Source organism: Pelatocladus sp. BLCC-F211 (assembly GCF_041928655.1).
GTDB lineage: Bacteria > Cyanobacteriota > Cyanobacteriia > Cyanobacteriales > Nostocaceae > Pelatocladus.
Genome location: NZ_JBHFLM010000224.1, coordinates 13,165 through 31,070, shown reverse-complemented (window position 1 = coordinate 31,070; position 17,906 = coordinate 13,165). Strand labels below are relative to the sequence as shown.

The window sequence follows — 17,906 nt, the reverse complement described above, 5'->3', positions numbered from 1 at the left end:
TGTTAATAAAAGTTTAATTTATAAGTTTTAATGTTGATACGCCTTGGTTAAGAGACAATCTTAACTTATGTATTTGTTAGCATTAGTTAGCAAAAAAGTATCGGAACAAGTCATGAAAGCAGTATTAATGACAGCACCCGGAAATCCTGAAGTTCTGCAACTACAAGATGTGACAAATCCTGGTGTTCCTGTTGGTGAAACTGAACTTTTGATACACTTAAGAGCCGCTGGTGTTAACCCTATTGATACTAAACTTCGCAAACGTGGTACTTTCTACCCCGATCAAATGCCTGCTGTTTTAGGGTGTGATGGTGCGGGTGTAGTTGAAGCAGTCGGTGCTGGTGTCAAAAATTTCAGCGTTGGTGATGAAGTATATTTTTGCAATGGTGGTTTAGGAGGACACCAAGGTAATTATGCTGAATATACTACGATAGATGAGCGTTTTGCTGCCCACAAACCTAAATCTGTCTCGTTTGCAGTCGCCGCCGCCGCACCTTTAGTATTAATTACTGCTTGGGAAGCTTTATATGAACGGGGAAGGTTAGAACCAGGCGATCGCGTCTTAATTCATGCTGGTGCTGGTGGTGTTGGCCATGTAGCTATTCAGCTAGCTAAACTTAAAGGTGCAGATGTCTGCACAACAGTCAGTTCTCAAGAAAAAGCAGATTTTGTCAAACAAATCGGTGCAGATTATCCGATTTTCTATAAAAAAACAGATTTTGTCCAAGCAGCTTTAGATTGGACTGGTGGCGAAGGTGTAGACTTGGCTTTTGATACTGTGGGTGGAGAAACTTTTCACCAAACCTTCCCAGCTGTGCGGATGTATGGTGATATCGTGACGATTTTAGAACCAAATGCCAATACAGTTTGGAGAACTGCGAGAAACCGGAATCTCCGCATTGGTTTAGAATTAATGCTCACACCAATGTTGCAAGGGATGGTGGAAGCACAGCATCACCAAGCAGAAATCTTAGCAGAGTGTGCTAAATATATTGATGCGGGTAAGTTGAAGATTCATGTCAGTCATGAGTTACCGTTAGCGTCAGCAGCAAAAGCGCACCAGTTAATTGAATCTGGTTCGACGACGGGTAAGATTGTTTTGGTGTTTTGACAAAATGTAGAGTAGAGACGCAAAATTTTGCGTCTCTACAAATGATTGTGGGCTTAACTCAATACATCCATCAATCAAGGCGTATTATCTTGTTCGTGCTGGGCGATTGATCAAATGCGTGAAGGAGTGGGATTGCGATCGCCTGGTAATCATGCTGTACTTTATTTAGAGTTCTAAGCCATTAACTCAGACTGGAACAATGCTGACCCAAATACTTAGTGATTTACTTTAATATTTATAATCTAGTAATGTGCCATATCTTATCGAATTAGCTCCATTTGGCATCTATACTTGCGCCTAAATTGCTGTAGCTACAATAAGCAGCACAGGAAGCATGGAAAAATCAGGGCTGTAGGTACACAGATACAATCAAGGTGTGTAGGGGTGACGTGTTGTAGCTGCAATAGTAACAGCATTAAAGCTACTGGCAAGTAGACAGACAAACAAAGATATTGGTGCAACGACTGCGGCAAAAATTTTAGTGCGAAGGAAGAAGCAAAATGTTTGACTTAGCAGTTTTTATTTACGATCAAACAGATGAAACAAACGCTAATCCCATTGGTCAGTATAGAGCTAGATTTGGGGTTGTGCCGAGAGTAGGAGATTATATTTATAGACATATAGGTATAGAAGGAGCAATAGACTGTCAAGTAATAAAGGTAGCTGTGGTTCCTAAATTAGATCAGAGTGCTACGGATGCGGATGCAATCATAAAAGCTATCCGCGTAGAACCTTTGTATTGATATTATGCTTTGCTGTTGATCATTGGTTTTCCTATTACCAATTACCGATTACCGACAAGGGCGAATAATATAAGTGTTCAAGCGGACACAATATAAAATAGTGCGATTGGCTTCCACTTGAAATAAGTTCCGCAATTGACAGGTTATGTTACGCTATCTGCATTTGAAGTGTAGAGGTATCTTCAAATGACAAAATTACGCTTAGGGTTGCTGTTTGGTGGATGTTCCGGAGAACATGAGGTGTCGATCACCTCAGCACGGGCGATCGCTAAAGCTTTGAGTACAGGAGAAAATACTAGTAAATACGAAATCTTGCCTTTTTACATTCAAAAAGATGGACGTTGGCTAGCAGGAGATGCACCACAACAAGTCTTAGCATCAGGAAAGCCACTGTCATTACCAAACTCTGAAACTGGTAATCAATTAGTGAGCGCTAGTTCCCATTCTCTCAGTCGTTGGCAATCTCCCTCGCAAGTTGGGGAAGTAGATGTCTGGTTTCCCATTCTCCATGGCCCCAACGGCGAAGATGGTACATTACAAGGATTGCTAACTTTGATGCAAGTGCCTTTTGTGGGTTCTGGGGTGTTAGGTTCAGCGCTGGGAATGGATAAAATAGCCATGAAAATGGTTTTTGCCCAAGCTGGATTACCGCAAGTTAAATACAAAGCAGTCAACCGTTCCCAAATTTGGTCAAATCCTTGTGTTTTCCCAAAAATATGTGATGAAATTGAGTTGAGTTTGGGTTATCCCTGTTTTATTAAACCTGCGAATTTAGGTTCATCGGTGGGAATTGCCAAAGTGCGATCGCGTCAAGAATTAGAAACTGCCTTGGATAATGCTGCTAGTTATGATCGTCGAATTATTGTAGAAGCAGGAGTCGTTGCCAGAGAATTAGAATGTGCTGTCTTAGGAAACGATCAACCAAAAGCTTCAGTAGTAGGTGAAATTACTTATAAGAGCGATTTTTATGACTATGAAACTAAATATACAGAAGGGAAAGCAGATTTAGTTATTCCCGCAGCAGTACCAAATGCTGTCACTCAGCAAATTCAAGAAATGGCTTTACAAGCTTTTGCTGCTGTTGATGCTGCGGGGTTGGCAAGAGTAGACTTTTTCTACGTAGAAGCAACAGGCGAAGTATTAATTAACGAAATTAATACCCTACCTGGCTTTACGGCTACAAGTATGTATCCTCTACTTTGGCAACACAGTGGTGTTTCTTTTCCTGAACTGGTTGATCAACTAATTCAACTAGCTGTTGAAAGATACTCTCCTGTAGAAGTAGCAGAATCTAAGTAGTGATTTTACCATTATGGTATACAGTAGTAAAAAATACTGAAACTTTGTCAAAAATTCGGTTTAAGTAGTCTTATTCTTTATAAAAAGGCTACTAAAATCCGAACTTTTGCCACGGATACGTAATGGCTGACTCCTCCAGTACAATTATTGACAAGAGGGGTACACATTTGAAAGTAGTCATGGAAAATACTCAAAATGTACAGCAGCCATTGGAGGCAAAAGCACCCATAAATGAAGCTGTAAAAACTGGATCTGCACTACAAACAAGCAAAAACTCTCTGATAAATTTGTTAGTTCAACACCCTTGGTTAGTAATTGCAGGAGTGTTGCTAGCTTTGATCAGTGCTGCTGCTGTAGCTGTGTATAGTCTCGGTTACGTGGGACGTGTAGAACGTGAAGAAGCAGAATTTCTACAGATTGAAACAGAATTACCTATAACTACAACCCCTCAAATCACAAAAGTATCCTATAGTCCTGTTTCTTTGCAGATGATAGCAGCGATCGCCATAAGTTGCGCTGGTGGATGCTTGATCGTTTTTCTTTTGCTTAACCGTCTGACACAGCAGAAAATTCAAGAAAATTCTCATCGGGTTCAATCACGCTTGAAACAACGTCATCAAAAGCGGCTAGAACCATCCCCTAGTAAGAATTTACCAGTGTTTTTACCACCAGCACCCCAATCTTCTCATACATCTTCAGAAGCAGCAAAAGCTGTAGTTACTGTTTTACCACCAGAAGCAGACTTTAACAAAGATGACAAAGACTCTTTGGCTAGCATGATGGATCTTCGTAAACAGACTTCTTTGTCTTCACTTCTGCGCGAGTAAATTTTTGGGCTGTGAACTGTCAGTTAATTTATGGATAAAGCTACCCATTAGATTTATCCGAAATTTAGATTTTGACCTTTGTTGTCCAAGGCTTTGATGCTCACGGATAGGGAGCATCCCAAATGTTTAAAATCCCCGCAGACGCAGACTCATAGTAGCCTGCGTAGGGTGGCTATGTTTGTGTAGCCGCGACTTCTAGTCGCCACCAGGTATTTTTCAAAAATTGGGATGCTCCCCAATCCTTAGTAGAGACGTGCTGTTTGAAGCGTCTCTACATTTGTGCCGACTTACTTAAGTTTATAAATCAAACTGGATTCCTATAGTTATATAAAAAATATAAATTATGATTTTCTTTGTACATTAAATCATAATTTATATTGCAAATTATATGTCTTTTACATAAGATACTATCGAATTTAATTACATAATTGCCATTCTGCCAAAATACAATATTGAGGCAAAGATGTTCATAATTACATAGTTGAAATAGTAAAAAAATAGATGAGGGCTATAGGTCATGAAGGGTCATACCACTCACCCTAATATTAGCTAAATCTTTCAAAACTCAGATAATTATCTAAAAAATATAAAATTCATAAATATCTGTTGGAATGTTTATATATATAACTATAAATAATGTTTAAAAGGCTACATATTTCTGGTTAATTTGGCAATTAACTGCTATTTTCTAACGTTTAATCAGATTTTTTATAAGTAGAAAAACTTGCCAATCTGGCAACCAAGCTCTGATTTATTCAGTTAAATTGAATTCAAGATAAACGACTTCAAGGGTGTTGTTATCAGGGTGTACCACAATAAAATATTTTTTATGTGGTATACCTCTACCGAATGATTTACAGGCAAAAAAACAATATATCTACATATGATATATAAAAATCTTGCCTGATCAAATTCCAATTAGTTAGTTATTTACAAATGTGATGATAGAGTTGATTTTCTGGATTCATTAGTTAGTTATAAATAACTTGTCAATAACTAACAATTCATAGCCAACAACTAAGAATATTTATCAGATTTGGCATTTACTGCACCAGGAAATTAAATATGTATTGGCGTTGTTGTTCCACACTTAGCCCCCTAAACAAATAACAACGCTTATGCATATTCCTGTTCTCTTCAGTGGTAAATGTCTGGGTGGGAGTCAAAAGCGACTGGTATGCTGACTCCCACTCTTTTTTTATGGGTTTTATCTGTTCCCCGTTCCCTTTTATTCTTCCGAAGTCCAAAATTGTGTATCCTGCAAAAATTCTAGGATTGCTGCATTTAATACTTTAGAAGCACCCGTGGAAGCATCATGACAGCAGTTAGCCAGAATTTGTAATCTAGAATTAGGAAGGCGTTGATGCAATTTTTCTCCGTGAGTAGCGGGAAACCAACTATCTTGTTTTCCCCACAAAACTAATGTCGGACAGTGGATAGAACCAAGATTATTTTGTACTTTACTCAACAAATTGGGTTTGTTTGCTTTCAGGTTTTCAATTTCCTTGATCGCGATCTTTACCTCTTCAGCTACTTTGGTGAGAGTACCCCTGAGTTCAGTGTATGGATAAGTTATCCAGTAAACATCTTCATCTGTTAAAACAGATGGATCAAACAACACCCGACGCCGTTCTATGGCCATTACTTCTCTTACCAGTGGAGCTAGTAAATTTGCCAAACCTAATGTATCTATGGTTTGTATGACTTCTAATGGAGTTTGGGCGAGCAATGACATCCCCCAATGGGGAAGACTTTCGGCAAAAATTGGTACATTTACTACTACTAAGCGTGCTACTAACTGCGGATTTTCTTGAGCCAGAGCCAGAGCAACTAATCCACCTAAAGATTCTGCCACAATTGCCACAGGTTCATCACTTAGTGATTGAATTATTCGCTCTAACTCAATGACTTGATGACCATTATGTTCTCTTCGCAACAATGGTTTTTCGGAAAATCCATAACCTTTAGCATCAAAACAAATTACCCGAAAGTATTTCGATAAAGGCTGAATACTGTGACGCCAATTATAACTCCAGCTACCCAGACCGTGTAAAAAAACTATCGGTCTACCAGTGCCTATTTCCCCATAAGCAATTTGTACAGGGTAGCCGTTAGCATCAGAAATTGTGATACTTTGCTGCCCTTTGGGAAAAGTAACTTGCCACCAATCTTTCATTCTTTTTGTGAAAACTCATTTAACTACCGGTTAAGGCTCCCCACAGCAGTCTCATTAGTATCACAGGCAAGGCTACTAATACAATGGCAACTAATAGTAATCCAATCAAAACCGCGAATACAAACCACTTATCGGCACTTTGATTTTGACTAGGAAACCTTAAATGTTCTTCTAGAAGCTTGACATTATGCTCATTTGCTGTCCAAGTAAAATCAAACAAATCTCCCAGTACCGGGACAGCACCGACCAAGCCATCAATAATGATATTAAACACCATTTTGCCTAAAGTCCTTGTTGGCACACCTAAGCGTGCTGATTCTAGGACAATGTAAGCAGAAAGCATGACACCCAGAAAATCACCACCAACGGGTATTAGTCCCAAAATCGGATCTAAACCAATACCAACACGTGTTCCGGGAATAACAATGGCTTTATCTAGCAGGCGACTAAGCTGGCGTAGACGCTTAAGGGTAGGTGCTTTAGCTTCAGGTTCAATAGTAGAAAAACGACGACGAGGTGGCTGAGACATGGAAGCGATCGCGTGTCTGTGATCAAATCCTAAATATTCTACTCCTATACCGGGAATTTGCAAGATTTTTTTTGATATTAGTAGGACTTACGCACACTCTACGAATCCTTGGCCTCTTGGCGGTAGCCTATGGCAAGCCGCTGCGCGTCTACAATAGCTTAAAATAGTGGACATTGCTGAGACACCTTGCTTATTTTTGCATTGATTACAGTCTCAGCCTTTTTCTGTATCTTTTTCAACTCGCCGAACTCACATGAGTCAAGAATTAACACAGCAGTGGTTAACTGAAGTCCAAGCACTGAAACAGCAGGTAGCACATTTGCAACAAGAACGGGATGCTGCTTGGGAAAGTTCTGAAAAATGGCGAAAACTCTATAACACTGAAGCAGAACAACGCCGTACAGATGCTCAACTCTCAAAACAGACGATCGCATCATTGCAAACACAAATTCAACGCTTACAAGGTATTGAAGCAACACTACTCAATGATGGTGCAGCTACAGCAGCTATTCAGCAAGAAATAGCCCCAATTAAATCAATGGAGGAATTGAAAGCTAAATTAGTGGCTGCGATCAAAGAACGCGATCGCCTACAACAGGCGTTGAAAAACGAACAAGACGAACACGCCCAAACTCGTAAAAGCCTGACTACCGCTTTGGGTGATGCTATTGATAGCCTAACGCGTCAGCGTGAACAAATAGGGGAACAAGTAGAGAAGATTTAAAGTAGGTGGAACAATTCAATGAGGAATTTTGACAGTAAATGTTGTGCCAACTCCTACCTTACTTTCCACAAAAATTTCTCCTTGGTGCAGTTCCACACATTTTTTGACAACTGCTAATCCTAACCCAGTACCAACTATGTCTTCAACATTTTGACTTCGATAAAATGGCTCATAAATTTTTTGCTGTTCGGGTTGTGGAATACCTATTCCTTCATCTTTAACTTGGAAAATGGTAGATTCTAACTCACATTTTAATAATAAATACATATTGCCTCCTTGAGGTGAATATTTAATTGCATTTAAAAGCAAATTACTGAGAATAGAATATAGTAGCTTTTCATCCATGTTGACGCTAGAACAACGACCTTGTTTAATAAAATTTATTATGGGCTGCTTTGTATCAAAAAGCTGAAAATCTTCGAGTAAGTTTAAACAAAAACTTTCTAAATTAATCAATTGAGGATTAAAATCTAATTTGCCTGCTTCTGCTCTTGTTAAAGTCAATAAGTCAGTGATCAGCCGATTCATTAATTTCGCTGAAGCTTGAATTCGGTATAGATTTTTTAATTTATTTTCGTCAACAAATTCCTGAAGAATTTCCTTTAATAATTGAGAGGAAAGCAAAATCACACTTAAAGGTGTACGAAATTCATGAGAAATCATCGAAAAGAGGCGCAGTTTCAATTCGTTTAATTCTTTTTCTTGAGCTAATGATCTTTCAAGTGCTTCAACCTCATCATGCTTGACCCATTGACGATAAAGTATAAAACACAAACTAGAAACTATAAAAAAGCTTAAAATTGTACCAATTATTTCAATTGTTGTTCTATATTTAATACTGAATTGCGATTCCTTGAGTGATTTGCTTAAATAACCTTGTTCTTTAATTTTTATTTCTTGTAATACTTGAAGAATCTTTTCTCGAATATTAATACTCTTTTTTGTAATCAAAGATTGAGTTTGAAATGCTGATTTGTTTTTTGTATATAGTTCTATTGATTGCTGTAATAAAGCTAATCTCTGATTTACTAGAGAGTGAAGAAGGGTTAACCTCTGTTGCTGACTAAAACCAGGATGAATTTGATGCTGGAGTGCATAAATTTCAGCCTGCATATTTTTAACAGCAGTTTGGTAGCGTTCTAACTCTTGTGTACTTCCCAAAAAGATGTATCCTCGCCTTCCTGACTCAGCAACTGACATCGCTGCATAAAAATTTGTCAGCGTATTGAGAGTTTCATAGGTATGCTGCACTCTATCAGCACTTTCTCTAATTTCGATAGTGTTTTTATATGAAGCGAAGCTAACTAATCCCATCAGCAAGAGGGTTATGCAAAATCCTCCTGCTATCCATTTACCTTGAGAAGACCACTTCGTAAATTTTTGAGTCATGATAGAGTCAAATTACCTCCTTTCTACTTCTCTGTGCTGAACAAGAGTATAATGGTAAGCCTATGCGTATTCTGGTAGTTGAAGATGATACCCAATTAGCGGAGGTACTGTCAGAGGTATTAACTAGGCGTCAATATGTAGTAGACGTTGCCAAAGATGGAGAAGCAGCGTGGAACTCGGTTGAGTCAATCAAGTATGATCTGCTGGTATTGGACGTGACGTTGCCCAAGTTAGATGGTATTCGTTTTTGCCAACGCTTACGCACTGTCCAACCCAGCAATCCAGCACACCGTAACTCTGCCGCACCCGTGTTGATGCTAACGGCTCGTGACACTGTAGCAGACAAAATTACCGGATTGGATGCGGGAGCAGATGATTATGTGGCTAAACCATTTGACCTAGAAGAGTTAATGGCTCGTATCCGTGCTTTGATCAGAAGGGGTAGTTCTGCGACTACGTTAAGCTTATCTTGGGGAGGCCTGCTTCTCAATCCCAGTACCTACGAGACTACTTATGATGATCAACCTCTGGCGTTGACTCCTAAAGAATATGCAATTTTGGAGTTATTGGTTGCTAATGGCAGACGAGTCTTAAGTTGTTCCAGCATTATAGAACAAGTTTGGTCTACGGAAGACTCACCGGTTGAGGAAACCGTTAGGTCTCACATCAAATCTCTCAGACAAAAACTTAGAGTTTCAGGTGCTCCTGAAGATTTTATCGAAACGATGCATGGGCTGGGCTATCGCCTCAAGTAGGGACACACGTCTGTTATTTGCCCTGACGACTCCACAATTTCTGCATAAATTCTACACGAAAATTGCATATCTAGGTTTTATATTCTTCAAGTATGGGGGGAGAATATTAAGCAGTAAATCTATATGCTCCAATCAGTCTGCTGTCAGAAAAGCTCAAAAGGAAATTGTGGATGAAATGGAAGCAGTTTTATCATGGCTGGTTGATTGAAATAATACCAATGCCCAAAGGGTATTTATTTCAGTGTTGGATGCCAGATGAAAAGACTGGGTTTAGTGATCGCCAGATTTATCCCACTTTTGTTCAAGCTTTTACAGCAGCTAAGAAACGAGCTGATTTAGAAGCTGTAAGTCTGATAATAATTCGTTTTCTCAACCAATATCACCAGTGGTGCAATCTTAGCTTTGATGAATATAAGGCTTTGGAAAAGTCTATTTTCAACTTTGTTCAACAAGCTAGTAGAACTCAAATGCAAAACTCTTCGGCATTGCTTATAGAAAACCAAATTCTGTGTTTCTACAAAAACACAACTAGTCAGATTCAAATTATTCGCATCTCAAATATTGCTCACTCTTACTTCGAGCAAGTTGTTTTTCCTGGGGAACAAATGCTATTTGAAGCTTTTCCCCAAGCAGAGTTAGAAATTCATATGGATAGCACAACGGGTGCAACTTTAACCAATAAAATTCTTTGTTCCAATCTACAAGTTTATGGCTGATTTTACATGCCTTTGTCAGGAGTTATACAAACGGCGCGATCGCATAGCGTGTCCAAACATACGGAATACCTGCCAGCAAAAGATTTTATCTGGCGATCGCGGTTCTGGCAGGACTATAGATGCATTGTCATCATAAGCACTAATATTCTTGCTCAAATTAATCAAATCTGCGTAAATCCTGGGCGCGACAAGAACCAATTTACGGCATTTTGGAGAGCTACCCTCAGAGGAGACTGAGGTAAACCCAATTCTCGCACAGCCTTAGAAGCGTCATAGAACATAGTTTGCGTAGCCATACGCACACCATCTAGGGGAACAGATGGTGTTTTTCCTAAAGAAGCCAGAATTTTTTCATCAAACCAGGCTACACCCAAGGGTATGCAAGCAGGTATAGCCCTTTGCGGGGATTGCAAACCTGTAATCTCAGCAAGTTGATCGAGTAGTTGTTTGAGCGTCAGGTTTTGGTGTCCTAAAATATAGCGATCGCCAGATTTACCTTTTTGTAAAGCGAGCAAATGTCCTTTCGCCACATCTTGCACATCAATAAAATTCAGTCCTGTGTGCATATAAAAAGGCATTTGCCGTCGCAAAAACCGTACAATAATATCTCCTGTGGGCGTTGGCTTGATATCCCAAGCCCCAATAGGGCTACTAGGATTGACTATAACTACATCCTGACCGTTTTGAGCTGCTTGCATCGCTTCTTGTTCAGCCCAAAACTTAGACTTTTTATAGTCACCAACCAGTTTTTCTACAGGACTTTGGTAAGTTTCATCTACAACTTTACCACCAAGTCCCACTCCAATAGCCGCTACGGAACTAGTGTAAACCGTTCTAGCAATATCGGCTTTCTTGGCAGCCGCTAGAACATTGCGCGTACCCAGAACATTGTGATCATAAAGTGCTTCTCGGTCTTTTTGCCAAAGAGAATAGTGAGCAGCGACGTGAAAAAGGTACTGACAACCCCGCATTTGCTGCCATAATTCCGGGTGATTTAAATCACCCTTAACAAGTTCCACATCGAGATTTTGCAGATTATCGAGTTGGCTACTAGGACGCACTAACGCCCTGACTGAGTATCCTTCTGCTAAAAGTAACCGTACCAAGTTCGCACCGACAAAACCAGTACCACCTGTAACAAATACACGCATTAGTTTTTATCAAGAAAATTTCTTAAATCTCGTGTATAATTTTAGCCAAACTTTTAAGAAAGTATCATTTTAACTATAGTACTTTATGAGCCTCTGCATTAACCCTCAATGCCCTAATCCACATAATTCTGACAATATCCTATTTTGTCAAGCTTGTGGTTCAGAGTTGATGCTGCAAGGACGTTATCGGGTGGTTAGTCAGTTGGGTGGGGGTGGTTTTGGGCTAACGTTTGAGGTTAAAGAGGTAAGAAATAATACGCCCAAAGTTCTCAAAGTTTTAATTAATAATCAACAAAAGGCTGTAGAGTTATTTCAGCAGGAAGCAGAGGTTTTAAGTTATCTTAATCATCCTGGTATTCCCCTAATTGACCGAGATGGTTACTTTATTTATCATCCCAGAAATAGCCAAAACCCAATTCATTGTTTAGTTATGGAAAAGGTTGAAGGGATGGACTTACAACAATGGATGTTTAGTAGGGGAATGCACCCTATTGACCAGACTTTAGCCCTTGAGTGGTTGCGGCAATTAGTCACCATTTTAGAGCAGGTACACCAACAGAAATTTTTCCACCGAGATATAAAGCCGTCAAATATGATGCTTCGGGTAAGCGGGGAACTAGCTTTGATTGATTTTGGCACAGCGCGGCAAGTGACGAAAACGGTTATTAGTCAGCAAGGAGGTGTTACGGGAGTTGTTTCCGCAGGTTATACACCTCCGGAACAGATAAATAATAATGCAGTACCGCAATCAGATTTTTTTGCTCTAGGGCGCACGTTTGTGTTCTTGCTAACAGGGAAAGAACCAACTAGCCCAGAAATTTATGACTCTTATAGCGACGAATTGCACTGGCGAAATTATGTTGACAAAAAAATTAGTTCACAATTTGCTGATTTAATTGACCAAATGATGGCACGCTCGCTTAACTTGCGTCCAGAAAATACACAAATAATCATACAAAGGTTGGAGGAGATTGACCAAGCTTTAAATCCACAAAAACAAGTTTATCTGCCTTCTGCTCCGACACAAAATAGCCCAATTTCAGTTAATTCTCACGTCCCAGCAACAAGCTCTTTGCCAGTAACGTTCTCCCACCAAATTCAACTTCGAGATATACCTCTTTTTGTCTCTGCCTCCGCAATCTTTTTAATTATTTGGCAGTTTTTTTCTTGGCTACCAGGTGCTACTTTACCTGGGCCAATTCAAACCATTGCAGATACTCGTGAACTAATTTTTTACCCTTTATATGATAGAGGTGGCATCGATAAAGGTTTGTTTTGGCAAATCTTTGCTAGCTTACAAAGAGTATTGATTAGTTTTTCTTTAGCTGCAATTTTTGGTATACTATTGGGCTATTTGATAGGTATTAATAATATTTTCTATCGTGCAGTAATACCACTTCTATTATTACTGGATGCTGTGCCACCTTTGGCTTGGGTTCCTATCGCATTAGCCGCGGTTAGACAAAACGAACCTGCTGCAAGTTTAGTCATTTTTATCGCAGCCATATTGCCAATAATCTTAAATACAGCTTTTGGTGTAGTCAATACCTATCAAAATAACAAGGAATTTCGAGTACTTATTCCTTACATATTTACAGGTTGTAGGCTTAGTATTCGTTATTCTTGGCAAGCTATTATTGCGGCTGAAATAGTTATGAGCGGTATTGTCGGTATTGGCTTTTTTATCTGGGACGCTTATCAAAATAATAGTGTTAGCGAAGTTATTTTATCATTAGCTTGCATAGGTGGTGTTGGTTTCGCCTTGGAACAATTAATAGTATACATTTGGTCAAAAATTAAATAGAAGTCGAAACTTGACCCATGTTTGTGACAATTTGATGTCCCAAAAGTATCAAATGATAGATAATTTCGCCAAACAATTCCTACTCCAATGTCAAAGGGAACTTCTCTGACACAGAAGAGCGATCGCGTCCCCGCCTCCTCTTTACCCCATCTCCCTCTTACGAAAGCGGGGAAACCAATCATCGAGCAAGGCATATACCACTGGTACAACAATTAAACTCAGAATGGTAGAACTCACCAACCCACCAGCGATCGCAACAGCCATAGGCGATCGCAACTCTGAACCTGCTCCCAAACCCAAAGCGATGGGTAGCATACCTAAAATTGTCGATGCAGTGGTCATCATAATTGGGCGCAGGCGCACTGGTCCAGCTTGGAGAATCGCCTCTGTACGGTTTAAGCCGGAGTCTCGTAACTGGTTAATGTAGTCTACAATCAGGATGGCATTTTTGTTAGCTAGACCAAGCAAAAAGACAAAGCCAATCAGCGAGATCATCCCAAAGTCACTTTTAGTTACTACTAGCGCCAGCATCGCCCCTACTAAGGCTAAAGGCAGAGAAATACCAATGACTACCGGATCAACCCAACTCCGGAATAGAGCAATCAGTACAACGATAATACACAATGCTGACAACGCCAAAGTAGTGCCGAAACTGCCGAAAACTTCGCCACTGCGCTCAGAGTCGCCTCCTAAATCCAAAGTCACACCAGCAGGAATCACAGCCTGAGCTTCAGCTACCAACTGATCAGTAGCATCACCTAGAGGTAAATCCTTGCCAAGATTAGCGCTAATATAAGCAACCCGTTGACTATTCAAACGTTCGATGTGGGAAACTTTTTCCGGTGTATTTGTTGTACCTGTAACTGTAACATCCGCAAATCCTGGTAATTTTTGCATCCGTTCTTGGATGGTTTCAGCAGTTTTACTTAAGCTGTTGAGGTCGTTACCTTTTAATGCTACTTCTAAAGGTTTTTGAGTACCAGAATCCACAAATTGGATATCTTCAACGCTAATATTCACACCCTCTAGTTTGGGCAAATCGGAACGAAATTGATCTTGTAATTCTGAAGTTTTGACCGTGTGGTTATTTTTGAGTTTGACGTACAGCCTACCTTTATTCGGTTCTCCCTCGCGCGTACCCGCAACAGTAAATACTTTTTCTACTTCTGGTGATTTTCTCACAACCTCTTCTAGTTTCTTGCCTACCTCAAGAGAGTTATTCAAAATAGTTGTGATCGGAGATTCAGAGGGGAGAAGAGATGAGACTGACTCGGAGACACTCAGACGGGGTGAGGTAGAAAATTCAGAAACAAAATCCCCCCCGTCTGGACTTCCCAGTGTCCCAGTGTCTTGTGCTTCTTGTCCCAGTTCTGAAAAATTCGGTAAGGCTGTGGTATAAACTATATTAAATTCACCCCGATCTAGTTTAGGAATAAATCCTTTGGGAACTAGGGGAATCAAGGCTATACCTGCAACAAAACTCAAAACGGCTAAACCTATGACTATGGCACGATGATTGAGTGACCAATTCAGCAAATTTCGGTAAGCTTGGGCAAAACTCGACCCTTTTCTGACTTCGCGACGTCTAGAATCTGAAGGCTTGGGTTTGAGCCAGTAAATAGCTAAAACAGGTGATAAAGTCCGAGCAATTAACAAAGAAGCTAGCATGGCTGCGGAAACAGTGATCCCAAAGGGCTTGAAAAACTGACCAATTACTCCACCCATTAAACCTATAGGTAGAAACACTGCAACTGCTGTAAAAGTTGCTGCTGTCACTGTCAAGCCAATCTCATTCGTAGCTAAAAAAGCAGCTTGTCGGGGATGTTCGCCGTCCTCAATGTGCCGCATAATGTTTTCGACATCAACGATCGCATCATCAACAATACTCCCAATCACCAAAGCTAGAGCCAATAGTGTAATCGTCTCTAGGTTGAAGCCAAATATGGCCATGACAATAAAAGTTGCTAACAAAGATATGGGAATCGCCAATGCAGAAATTAGAGTCGCTCGCCAATTCCACAAAAACGGAAAAATTACGATTACTGCCAAGACTATAGCTTCAATTAAAGCATCAATGGTGGCGTCGGTGGCTTTGCGGATATACTCTGCTTGGGTAGCAGCCAGGGTAAGTTTAACATCGCTAAACTTGGAGCGTAGCTTTTGTATCTGGTTTTCCACCAGAGAAACTACTTCCAAAGTATTAGCATCACCACGTTTGATCACCTGTATCGCCAGAGCATCTTTTCCGTTGAATCTAACTAATGTTGCTCCTTGTTGGGTAATAGCAGTGATGTTTGGATCAGCTGTTGCTGGGGAAGATGTCGTAGAAGCGCCCAAAAGCTCTACTTTTAATACTCCTGGTTGTTTGGCGATCGCCGGGATAATTTGCTCGTTAGTTAACTCAGTCAGTTCTGTTAAACTTCGCGATGGACTTTCAATGGCGTAACTAACAGCAGCAGACTCATTCAATCTAATCGGAATAATCTTAAAAGATGAACCCTGTGGTAGAGATACTTGTTTAAGTTCTGTTTCTACTCTTTCGCTAGACTTTTCCAGATCAGTACCAACAGCAAAAGACAAACTGACAACTGTTTGACCAGGATATGTAGAGGAACGAATTTCATCAAGTCCTTCTAAAGAATTGAGGCGCTGTTCTATGGGTTGGGTGAGCTTTGCTTCTGTATCCAAAGCAGTCGAAAGTGGAGTTGTAGCATTTACCACGACTACGGGAAAAGTAATATCTGGAAACAAAGCATACTTGAGGGAACTAAAAGCGAGTATTCCCGCAATCATCACAGCTAACCAAAAACTCACCGTCAGTCGGGGATGTTGAATCGCTAATTTGGAGATATTGAAGCGCTCACGGAGAGAATTAGAGCGATTAGGCTTTACCATCATGACTGAGATTATTGAGACTATTGCTTGTTTTTGATTTTAGTGTTGATGACACATATTTAGCCTAGCACCGCACGAACGAAGCAACTTACGCAGGATAACTTCGCTACGGTGTAGGAGTAAAAAAACTACGCCCCTCCTAGATTTTCAGGAAGGGCTGTTTTGATGAGGATATTATAATTTCAGTCGTTTTCAGAATCGTTAGAAGAACTTCCGACAGTAGTAAAATAGTACCCTGTTACAGCAGTGGCTAGTGGTCCCAAAAATGTGTAAAGGGTTTTAGCTGCTTCGTTAACACTTGATATTGCACCTTTAATTCTTTCGCTATATTGTTCTTTATCATCAGCTGAAGGTTTTTTGGTTAACTGCCAAGAAAAAACGATAGTCGATACCATGTGGCAAGTTACTACCCCTCCCAACAGATACCACAAAAATTTTGCTAATTGTCCTGAAACACGAGTTCTGTATGTTTTGCGTGCTTCTGCTAAAGATTGGACGCTTCCAGGAGAAGGTGCAATGCTATGGAGTTCTTCGGATGCTTGTTCAATGGTTATTTCTTCTTTCTTCTCTTGTTTTTGACTAGCAAAGCCATCACTAATAGTCTGTGATGGCTCTACCTCAATTTCGAGATGATTTTCTTCTTTATCTGACATGGAGATTCACTAGGCAAGAATTAATTCCCTAGTTGTGTCTCCTTCCTTAAGTAAAAGAGCTGTGGATTCACCACTCTTTTTTTCCTTTTCTTTGAGTTTTGCGTACAATCCCATCACAGCTAAACCTTTTCGCAAAACTTCTGATTCTGATATTCCTAACTCTGTTGCAATTTCTCTCAAGTCTTCTGATGCTTTTTCGTTGAGACTGACTTTTACTGAGCGTTTTAAACCGGGCATTTTGCCTCCTGTCTTTACTTTTGTGTCTGATCAAGGATAGTTTTAGGGTAAAAAATACCCCTAATCTACCCTTAAATTACACCTTTTACACCAAAATGTAATCCGTGTGATTTCCATAATGCCTGTTACTAATTTCAATCACCGTGGGAGTTTGAGGATGAAGTCAAAAGTATCAATGTTCAATCAAACATCCATCCAAGCAATCTTAGTTTGTCAAGGCGCAGAGTACCAAGCTGTGTGTAGAGGCTTAAGCCGTGTCAATGGCTATAAACCGCTGGTGATTCCTATACCTGTAGGGATAAAACCTAGTTACACATATTTACAAAAAAGTCAAGAACTAAAAGAGATTCTGAATGATCCACAATCCAAAGTCTTAGTGATGGGTTTGTGTGGCAGTCTCCAACCCCGCTATCAAGTAGGGGATATTGTACTCTACGCAGATTGTATTTATCAGCAAAATACTGGTGAGATTTTGGTGTATGCGTGTGATTCAACTTTGACAGCATCTTTACAACATGATTTGCAAGAGAAAGCTGCTGTTGTCAAAGCATTAACGAGCGATCGCATAATTTGGTTGAGTAGTGAAAAATGCCATCTCGGTCAAATGTTAGCAGCCGATGTTGTGGACATGGAAGGATATGCTGTGTTGGAATTTTTCAAATCAACTAGGCTAGGGGTGGGAATGGTGCGAGTAGTAAGTGACGGATGCGATCGCAATTTACCTAACCTCAACTCAACGCTGAATTCTGAAGGTTCACTTCAGCCTTTGTCTTTGGCTATAGCTATGCTGAAGCAACCCATTGCTGCAACTAGATTGGTTCGAGGTGCTTTCCAGGGACTACAAGTATTAGAGAAAGTGACAACTTGTTTGTTTAACTAAATGCTCGGATAATCACA

At 40.0% G+C, this 17,906-nt stretch carries 17 protein-coding genes and 1 pseudogene; 10 read left to right on the top strand and 8 right to left on the bottom strand.

Annotated features, from left to right (window positions below; genetic code table 11):
* Positions 1-112: 112 nt before the first annotated feature.
* The 4 genes from ACE1AT_RS26520 (at position 113) to ACE1AT_RS26505 (ending at position 3,980) form a co-directional block, all read left to right on the top strand.
* Positions 113-1,111 carry a zinc-dependent alcohol dehydrogenase family protein gene (locus tag ACE1AT_RS26520; RefSeq protein ID WP_374873843.1) on the top strand — a complete coding sequence of 333 codons (999 nt, stop codon included), beginning with the start codon at positions 113-115 and terminating at the stop codon, positions 1,109-1,111.
* Between the two features lie 500 nt (positions 1,112-1,611).
* Positions 1,612-1,854, top strand: coding sequence for a hypothetical protein (locus ACE1AT_RS26515; protein WP_374873841.1), 243 nt, complete (start codon positions 1,612-1,614; stop codon positions 1,852-1,854).
* A gap of 186 nt (positions 1,855-2,040) precedes the next feature.
* A complete protein-coding gene (locus ACE1AT_RS26510) occupies positions 2,041-3,153 on the top strand; it encodes a D-alanine--D-alanine ligase family protein (RefSeq protein WP_374873839.1) in 1,113 nt (370 codons plus the stop codon).
* 122 nt (positions 3,154-3,275) lie between these two features.
* Positions 3,276-3,980 carry a hypothetical protein gene (locus ACE1AT_RS26505; RefSeq protein ID WP_374873837.1) on the top strand — a complete coding sequence of 235 codons (705 nt, stop codon included), beginning with the start codon at positions 3,276-3,278 and terminating at the stop codon, positions 3,978-3,980.
* Positions 3,981-5,208: 1,228 nt separating this feature from the next.
* On the opposite strand, the gene ACE1AT_RS26500 is transcribed toward ACE1AT_RS26505, so the two are convergent.
* Together ACE1AT_RS26500 and ACE1AT_RS26495 are read right to left on the bottom strand one after the other, a co-directional pair.
* The gene (locus tag ACE1AT_RS26500; protein WP_374873835.1) at positions 5,209-6,156 is read right to left on the bottom strand and encodes an alpha/beta fold hydrolase; all 948 of its coding nucleotides are present in this window, start codon (positions 6,154-6,156) and stop codon (positions 5,209-5,211) included.
* A gap of 19 nt (positions 6,157-6,175) precedes the next feature.
* Positions 6,176-6,685, bottom strand: a complete 510-nt coding sequence (locus ACE1AT_RS26495; RefSeq protein ID WP_374873978.1) for a DUF4112 domain-containing protein — start codon at positions 6,683-6,685, stop codon at positions 6,176-6,178.
* A gap of 253 nt (positions 6,686-6,938) precedes the next feature.
* Between ACE1AT_RS26495 and ACE1AT_RS26490 the strand changes: the two genes are divergently transcribed.
* Entirely contained in the window at positions 6,939-7,409 is a 471-nt protein-coding gene (locus ACE1AT_RS26490; protein WP_374873833.1) for a hypothetical protein, read from the top strand.
* Between the two features lie 15 nt (positions 7,410-7,424).
* Here the strand turns inward: ACE1AT_RS26490 and ACE1AT_RS26485 are convergent, their stop codons facing one another.
* On the bottom strand, positions 7,425-8,798 hold the full coding sequence (locus ACE1AT_RS26485) for an ATP-binding protein (protein WP_374873831.1): 1,374 nt from the start codon (positions 8,796-8,798) through the stop codon (positions 7,425-7,427).
* A 62-nt stretch (positions 8,799-8,860) separates the two neighbouring features.
* On the opposite strand from ACE1AT_RS26485, the gene ACE1AT_RS26480 reads away from it, so the two are divergent.
* Together ACE1AT_RS26480 and ACE1AT_RS26475 are read left to right on the top strand one after the other, a co-directional pair.
* Positions 8,861-9,553 carry a response regulator transcription factor gene (locus ACE1AT_RS26480; RefSeq protein WP_374873829.1) on the top strand — a complete coding sequence of 231 codons (693 nt, stop codon included), beginning with the start codon at positions 8,861-8,863 and terminating at the stop codon, positions 9,551-9,553.
* A gap of 170 nt (positions 9,554-9,723) precedes the next feature.
* Positions 9,724-10,269, top strand: a complete 546-nt coding sequence (locus ACE1AT_RS26475) for a DUF1830 domain-containing protein (protein WP_374873827.1) — start codon at positions 9,724-9,726, stop codon at positions 10,267-10,269.
* Between the two features lie 15 nt (positions 10,270-10,284).
* Here the strand turns inward: ACE1AT_RS26475 and ACE1AT_RS26470 are convergent, their stop codons facing one another.
* Positions 10,285-10,425: a hypothetical protein gene (locus ACE1AT_RS26470; protein WP_374873825.1), complete on the bottom strand. Its 141-nt coding sequence runs from the start codon at positions 10,423-10,425 to the stop codon at positions 10,285-10,287.
* Between the two features lie 5 nt (positions 10,426-10,430).
* Positions 10,431-11,420, bottom strand: coding sequence for a hopanoid-associated sugar epimerase (gene hpnA, locus ACE1AT_RS26465; RefSeq protein WP_374873823.1), 990 nt, complete (start codon positions 11,418-11,420; stop codon positions 10,431-10,433).
* An 85-nt stretch (positions 11,421-11,505) separates the two neighbouring features.
* On the opposite strand from hpnA, the pseudogene ACE1AT_RS26460 reads away from it, so the two are divergent.
* Both ACE1AT_RS26460 and ACE1AT_RS26455 read left to right on the top strand, forming a co-directional pair.
* A pseudogene (locus tag ACE1AT_RS26460) lies at positions 11,506-12,312 on the top strand (protein kinase); the annotation flags it as partial.
* A 180-nt stretch (positions 12,313-12,492) separates the two neighbouring features.
* Positions 12,493-13,224: a nitrate ABC transporter, permease protein gene (locus ACE1AT_RS26455; RefSeq protein ID WP_374873976.1), complete on the top strand. Its 732-nt coding sequence runs from the start codon at positions 12,493-12,495 to the stop codon at positions 13,222-13,224.
* Between the two features lie 141 nt (positions 13,225-13,365).
* Here the strand turns inward: ACE1AT_RS26455 and ACE1AT_RS26450 are convergent, their stop codons facing one another.
* The 3 genes from ACE1AT_RS26450 to ACE1AT_RS26440 form a co-directional block, all read right to left on the bottom strand.
* Complete coding sequence (locus ACE1AT_RS26450) at positions 13,366-16,119, bottom strand: efflux RND transporter permease subunit (RefSeq protein ID WP_374873974.1); 2,754 nt, start codon at positions 16,117-16,119, stop codon at positions 13,366-13,368.
* A gap of 182 nt (positions 16,120-16,301) precedes the next feature.
* Entirely contained in the window at positions 16,302-16,772 is a 471-nt protein-coding gene (locus ACE1AT_RS26445; protein WP_374873821.1) for a hypothetical protein, read from the bottom strand.
* Positions 16,773-16,781: 9 nt separating this feature from the next.
* On the bottom strand, positions 16,782-17,009 hold the full coding sequence (locus ACE1AT_RS26440; protein WP_374873819.1) for a hypothetical protein: 228 nt from the start codon (positions 17,007-17,009) through the stop codon (positions 16,782-16,784).
* A 175-nt stretch (positions 17,010-17,184) separates the two neighbouring features.
* Between ACE1AT_RS26440 and ACE1AT_RS26435 the strand changes: the two genes are divergently transcribed.
* On the top strand, positions 17,185-17,889 hold the full coding sequence (locus tag ACE1AT_RS26435) for a nucleoside phosphorylase (protein WP_374873972.1): 705 nt from the start codon (positions 17,185-17,187) through the stop codon (positions 17,887-17,889).
* Positions 17,890-17,906 lie beyond the last annotated feature (17 nt).

Coding starts and splice junctions, on each gene's coding strand:
- ACE1AT_RS26520 (WP_374873843.1), top strand. CDS start 113: ATGAAAGCAGTATTAATGACAGCACCCGGAAATCCTGAAGTTCTGCAA.
- ACE1AT_RS26515 (WP_374873841.1), top strand. CDS start 1,612: ATGTTTGACTTAGCAGTTTTTATTTACGATCAAACAGATGAAACAAAC.
- ACE1AT_RS26510 (WP_374873839.1), top strand. CDS start 2,041: ATGACAAAATTACGCTTAGGGTTGCTGTTTGGTGGATGTTCCGGAGAA.
- ACE1AT_RS26505 (WP_374873837.1), top strand. CDS start 3,276: ATGGCTGACTCCTCCAGTACAATTATTGACAAGAGGGGTACACATTTG.
- ACE1AT_RS26500 (WP_374873835.1), bottom strand. CDS start 6,156: ATGAAAGATTGGTGGCAAGTTACTTTTCCCAAAGGGCAGCAAAGTATC.
- ACE1AT_RS26495 (WP_374873978.1), bottom strand. CDS start 6,685: ATGTCTCAGCCACCTCGTCGTCGTTTTTCTACTATTGAACCTGAAGCT.
- ACE1AT_RS26490 (WP_374873833.1), top strand. CDS start 6,939: ATGAGTCAAGAATTAACACAGCAGTGGTTAACTGAAGTCCAAGCACTG.
- ACE1AT_RS26485 (WP_374873831.1), bottom strand. CDS start 8,798: ATGACTCAAAAATTTACGAAGTGGTCTTCTCAAGGTAAATGGATAGCA.
- ACE1AT_RS26480 (WP_374873829.1), top strand. CDS start 8,861: ATGCGTATTCTGGTAGTTGAAGATGATACCCAATTAGCGGAGGTACTG.
- ACE1AT_RS26475 (WP_374873827.1), top strand. CDS start 9,724: ATGAAATGGAAGCAGTTTTATCATGGCTGGTTGATTGAAATAATACCA.
- hpnA (WP_374873823.1), bottom strand. CDS start 11,420: ATGCGTGTATTTGTTACAGGTGGTACTGGTTTTGTCGGTGCGAACTTG.
- ACE1AT_RS26450 (WP_374873974.1), bottom strand. CDS start 16,119: ATGGTAAAGCCTAATCGCTCTAATTCTCTCCGTGAGCGCTTCAATATC.
- ACE1AT_RS26445 (WP_374873821.1), bottom strand. CDS start 16,772: ATGTCAGATAAAGAAGAAAATCATCTCGAAATTGAGGTAGAGCCATCA.
- ACE1AT_RS26440 (WP_374873819.1), bottom strand. CDS start 17,009: ATGCCCGGTTTAAAACGCTCAGTAAAAGTCAGTCTCAACGAAAAAGCA.
- ACE1AT_RS26435 (WP_374873972.1), top strand. CDS start 17,185: ATGTTCAATCAAACATCCATCCAAGCAATCTTAGTTTGTCAAGGCGCA.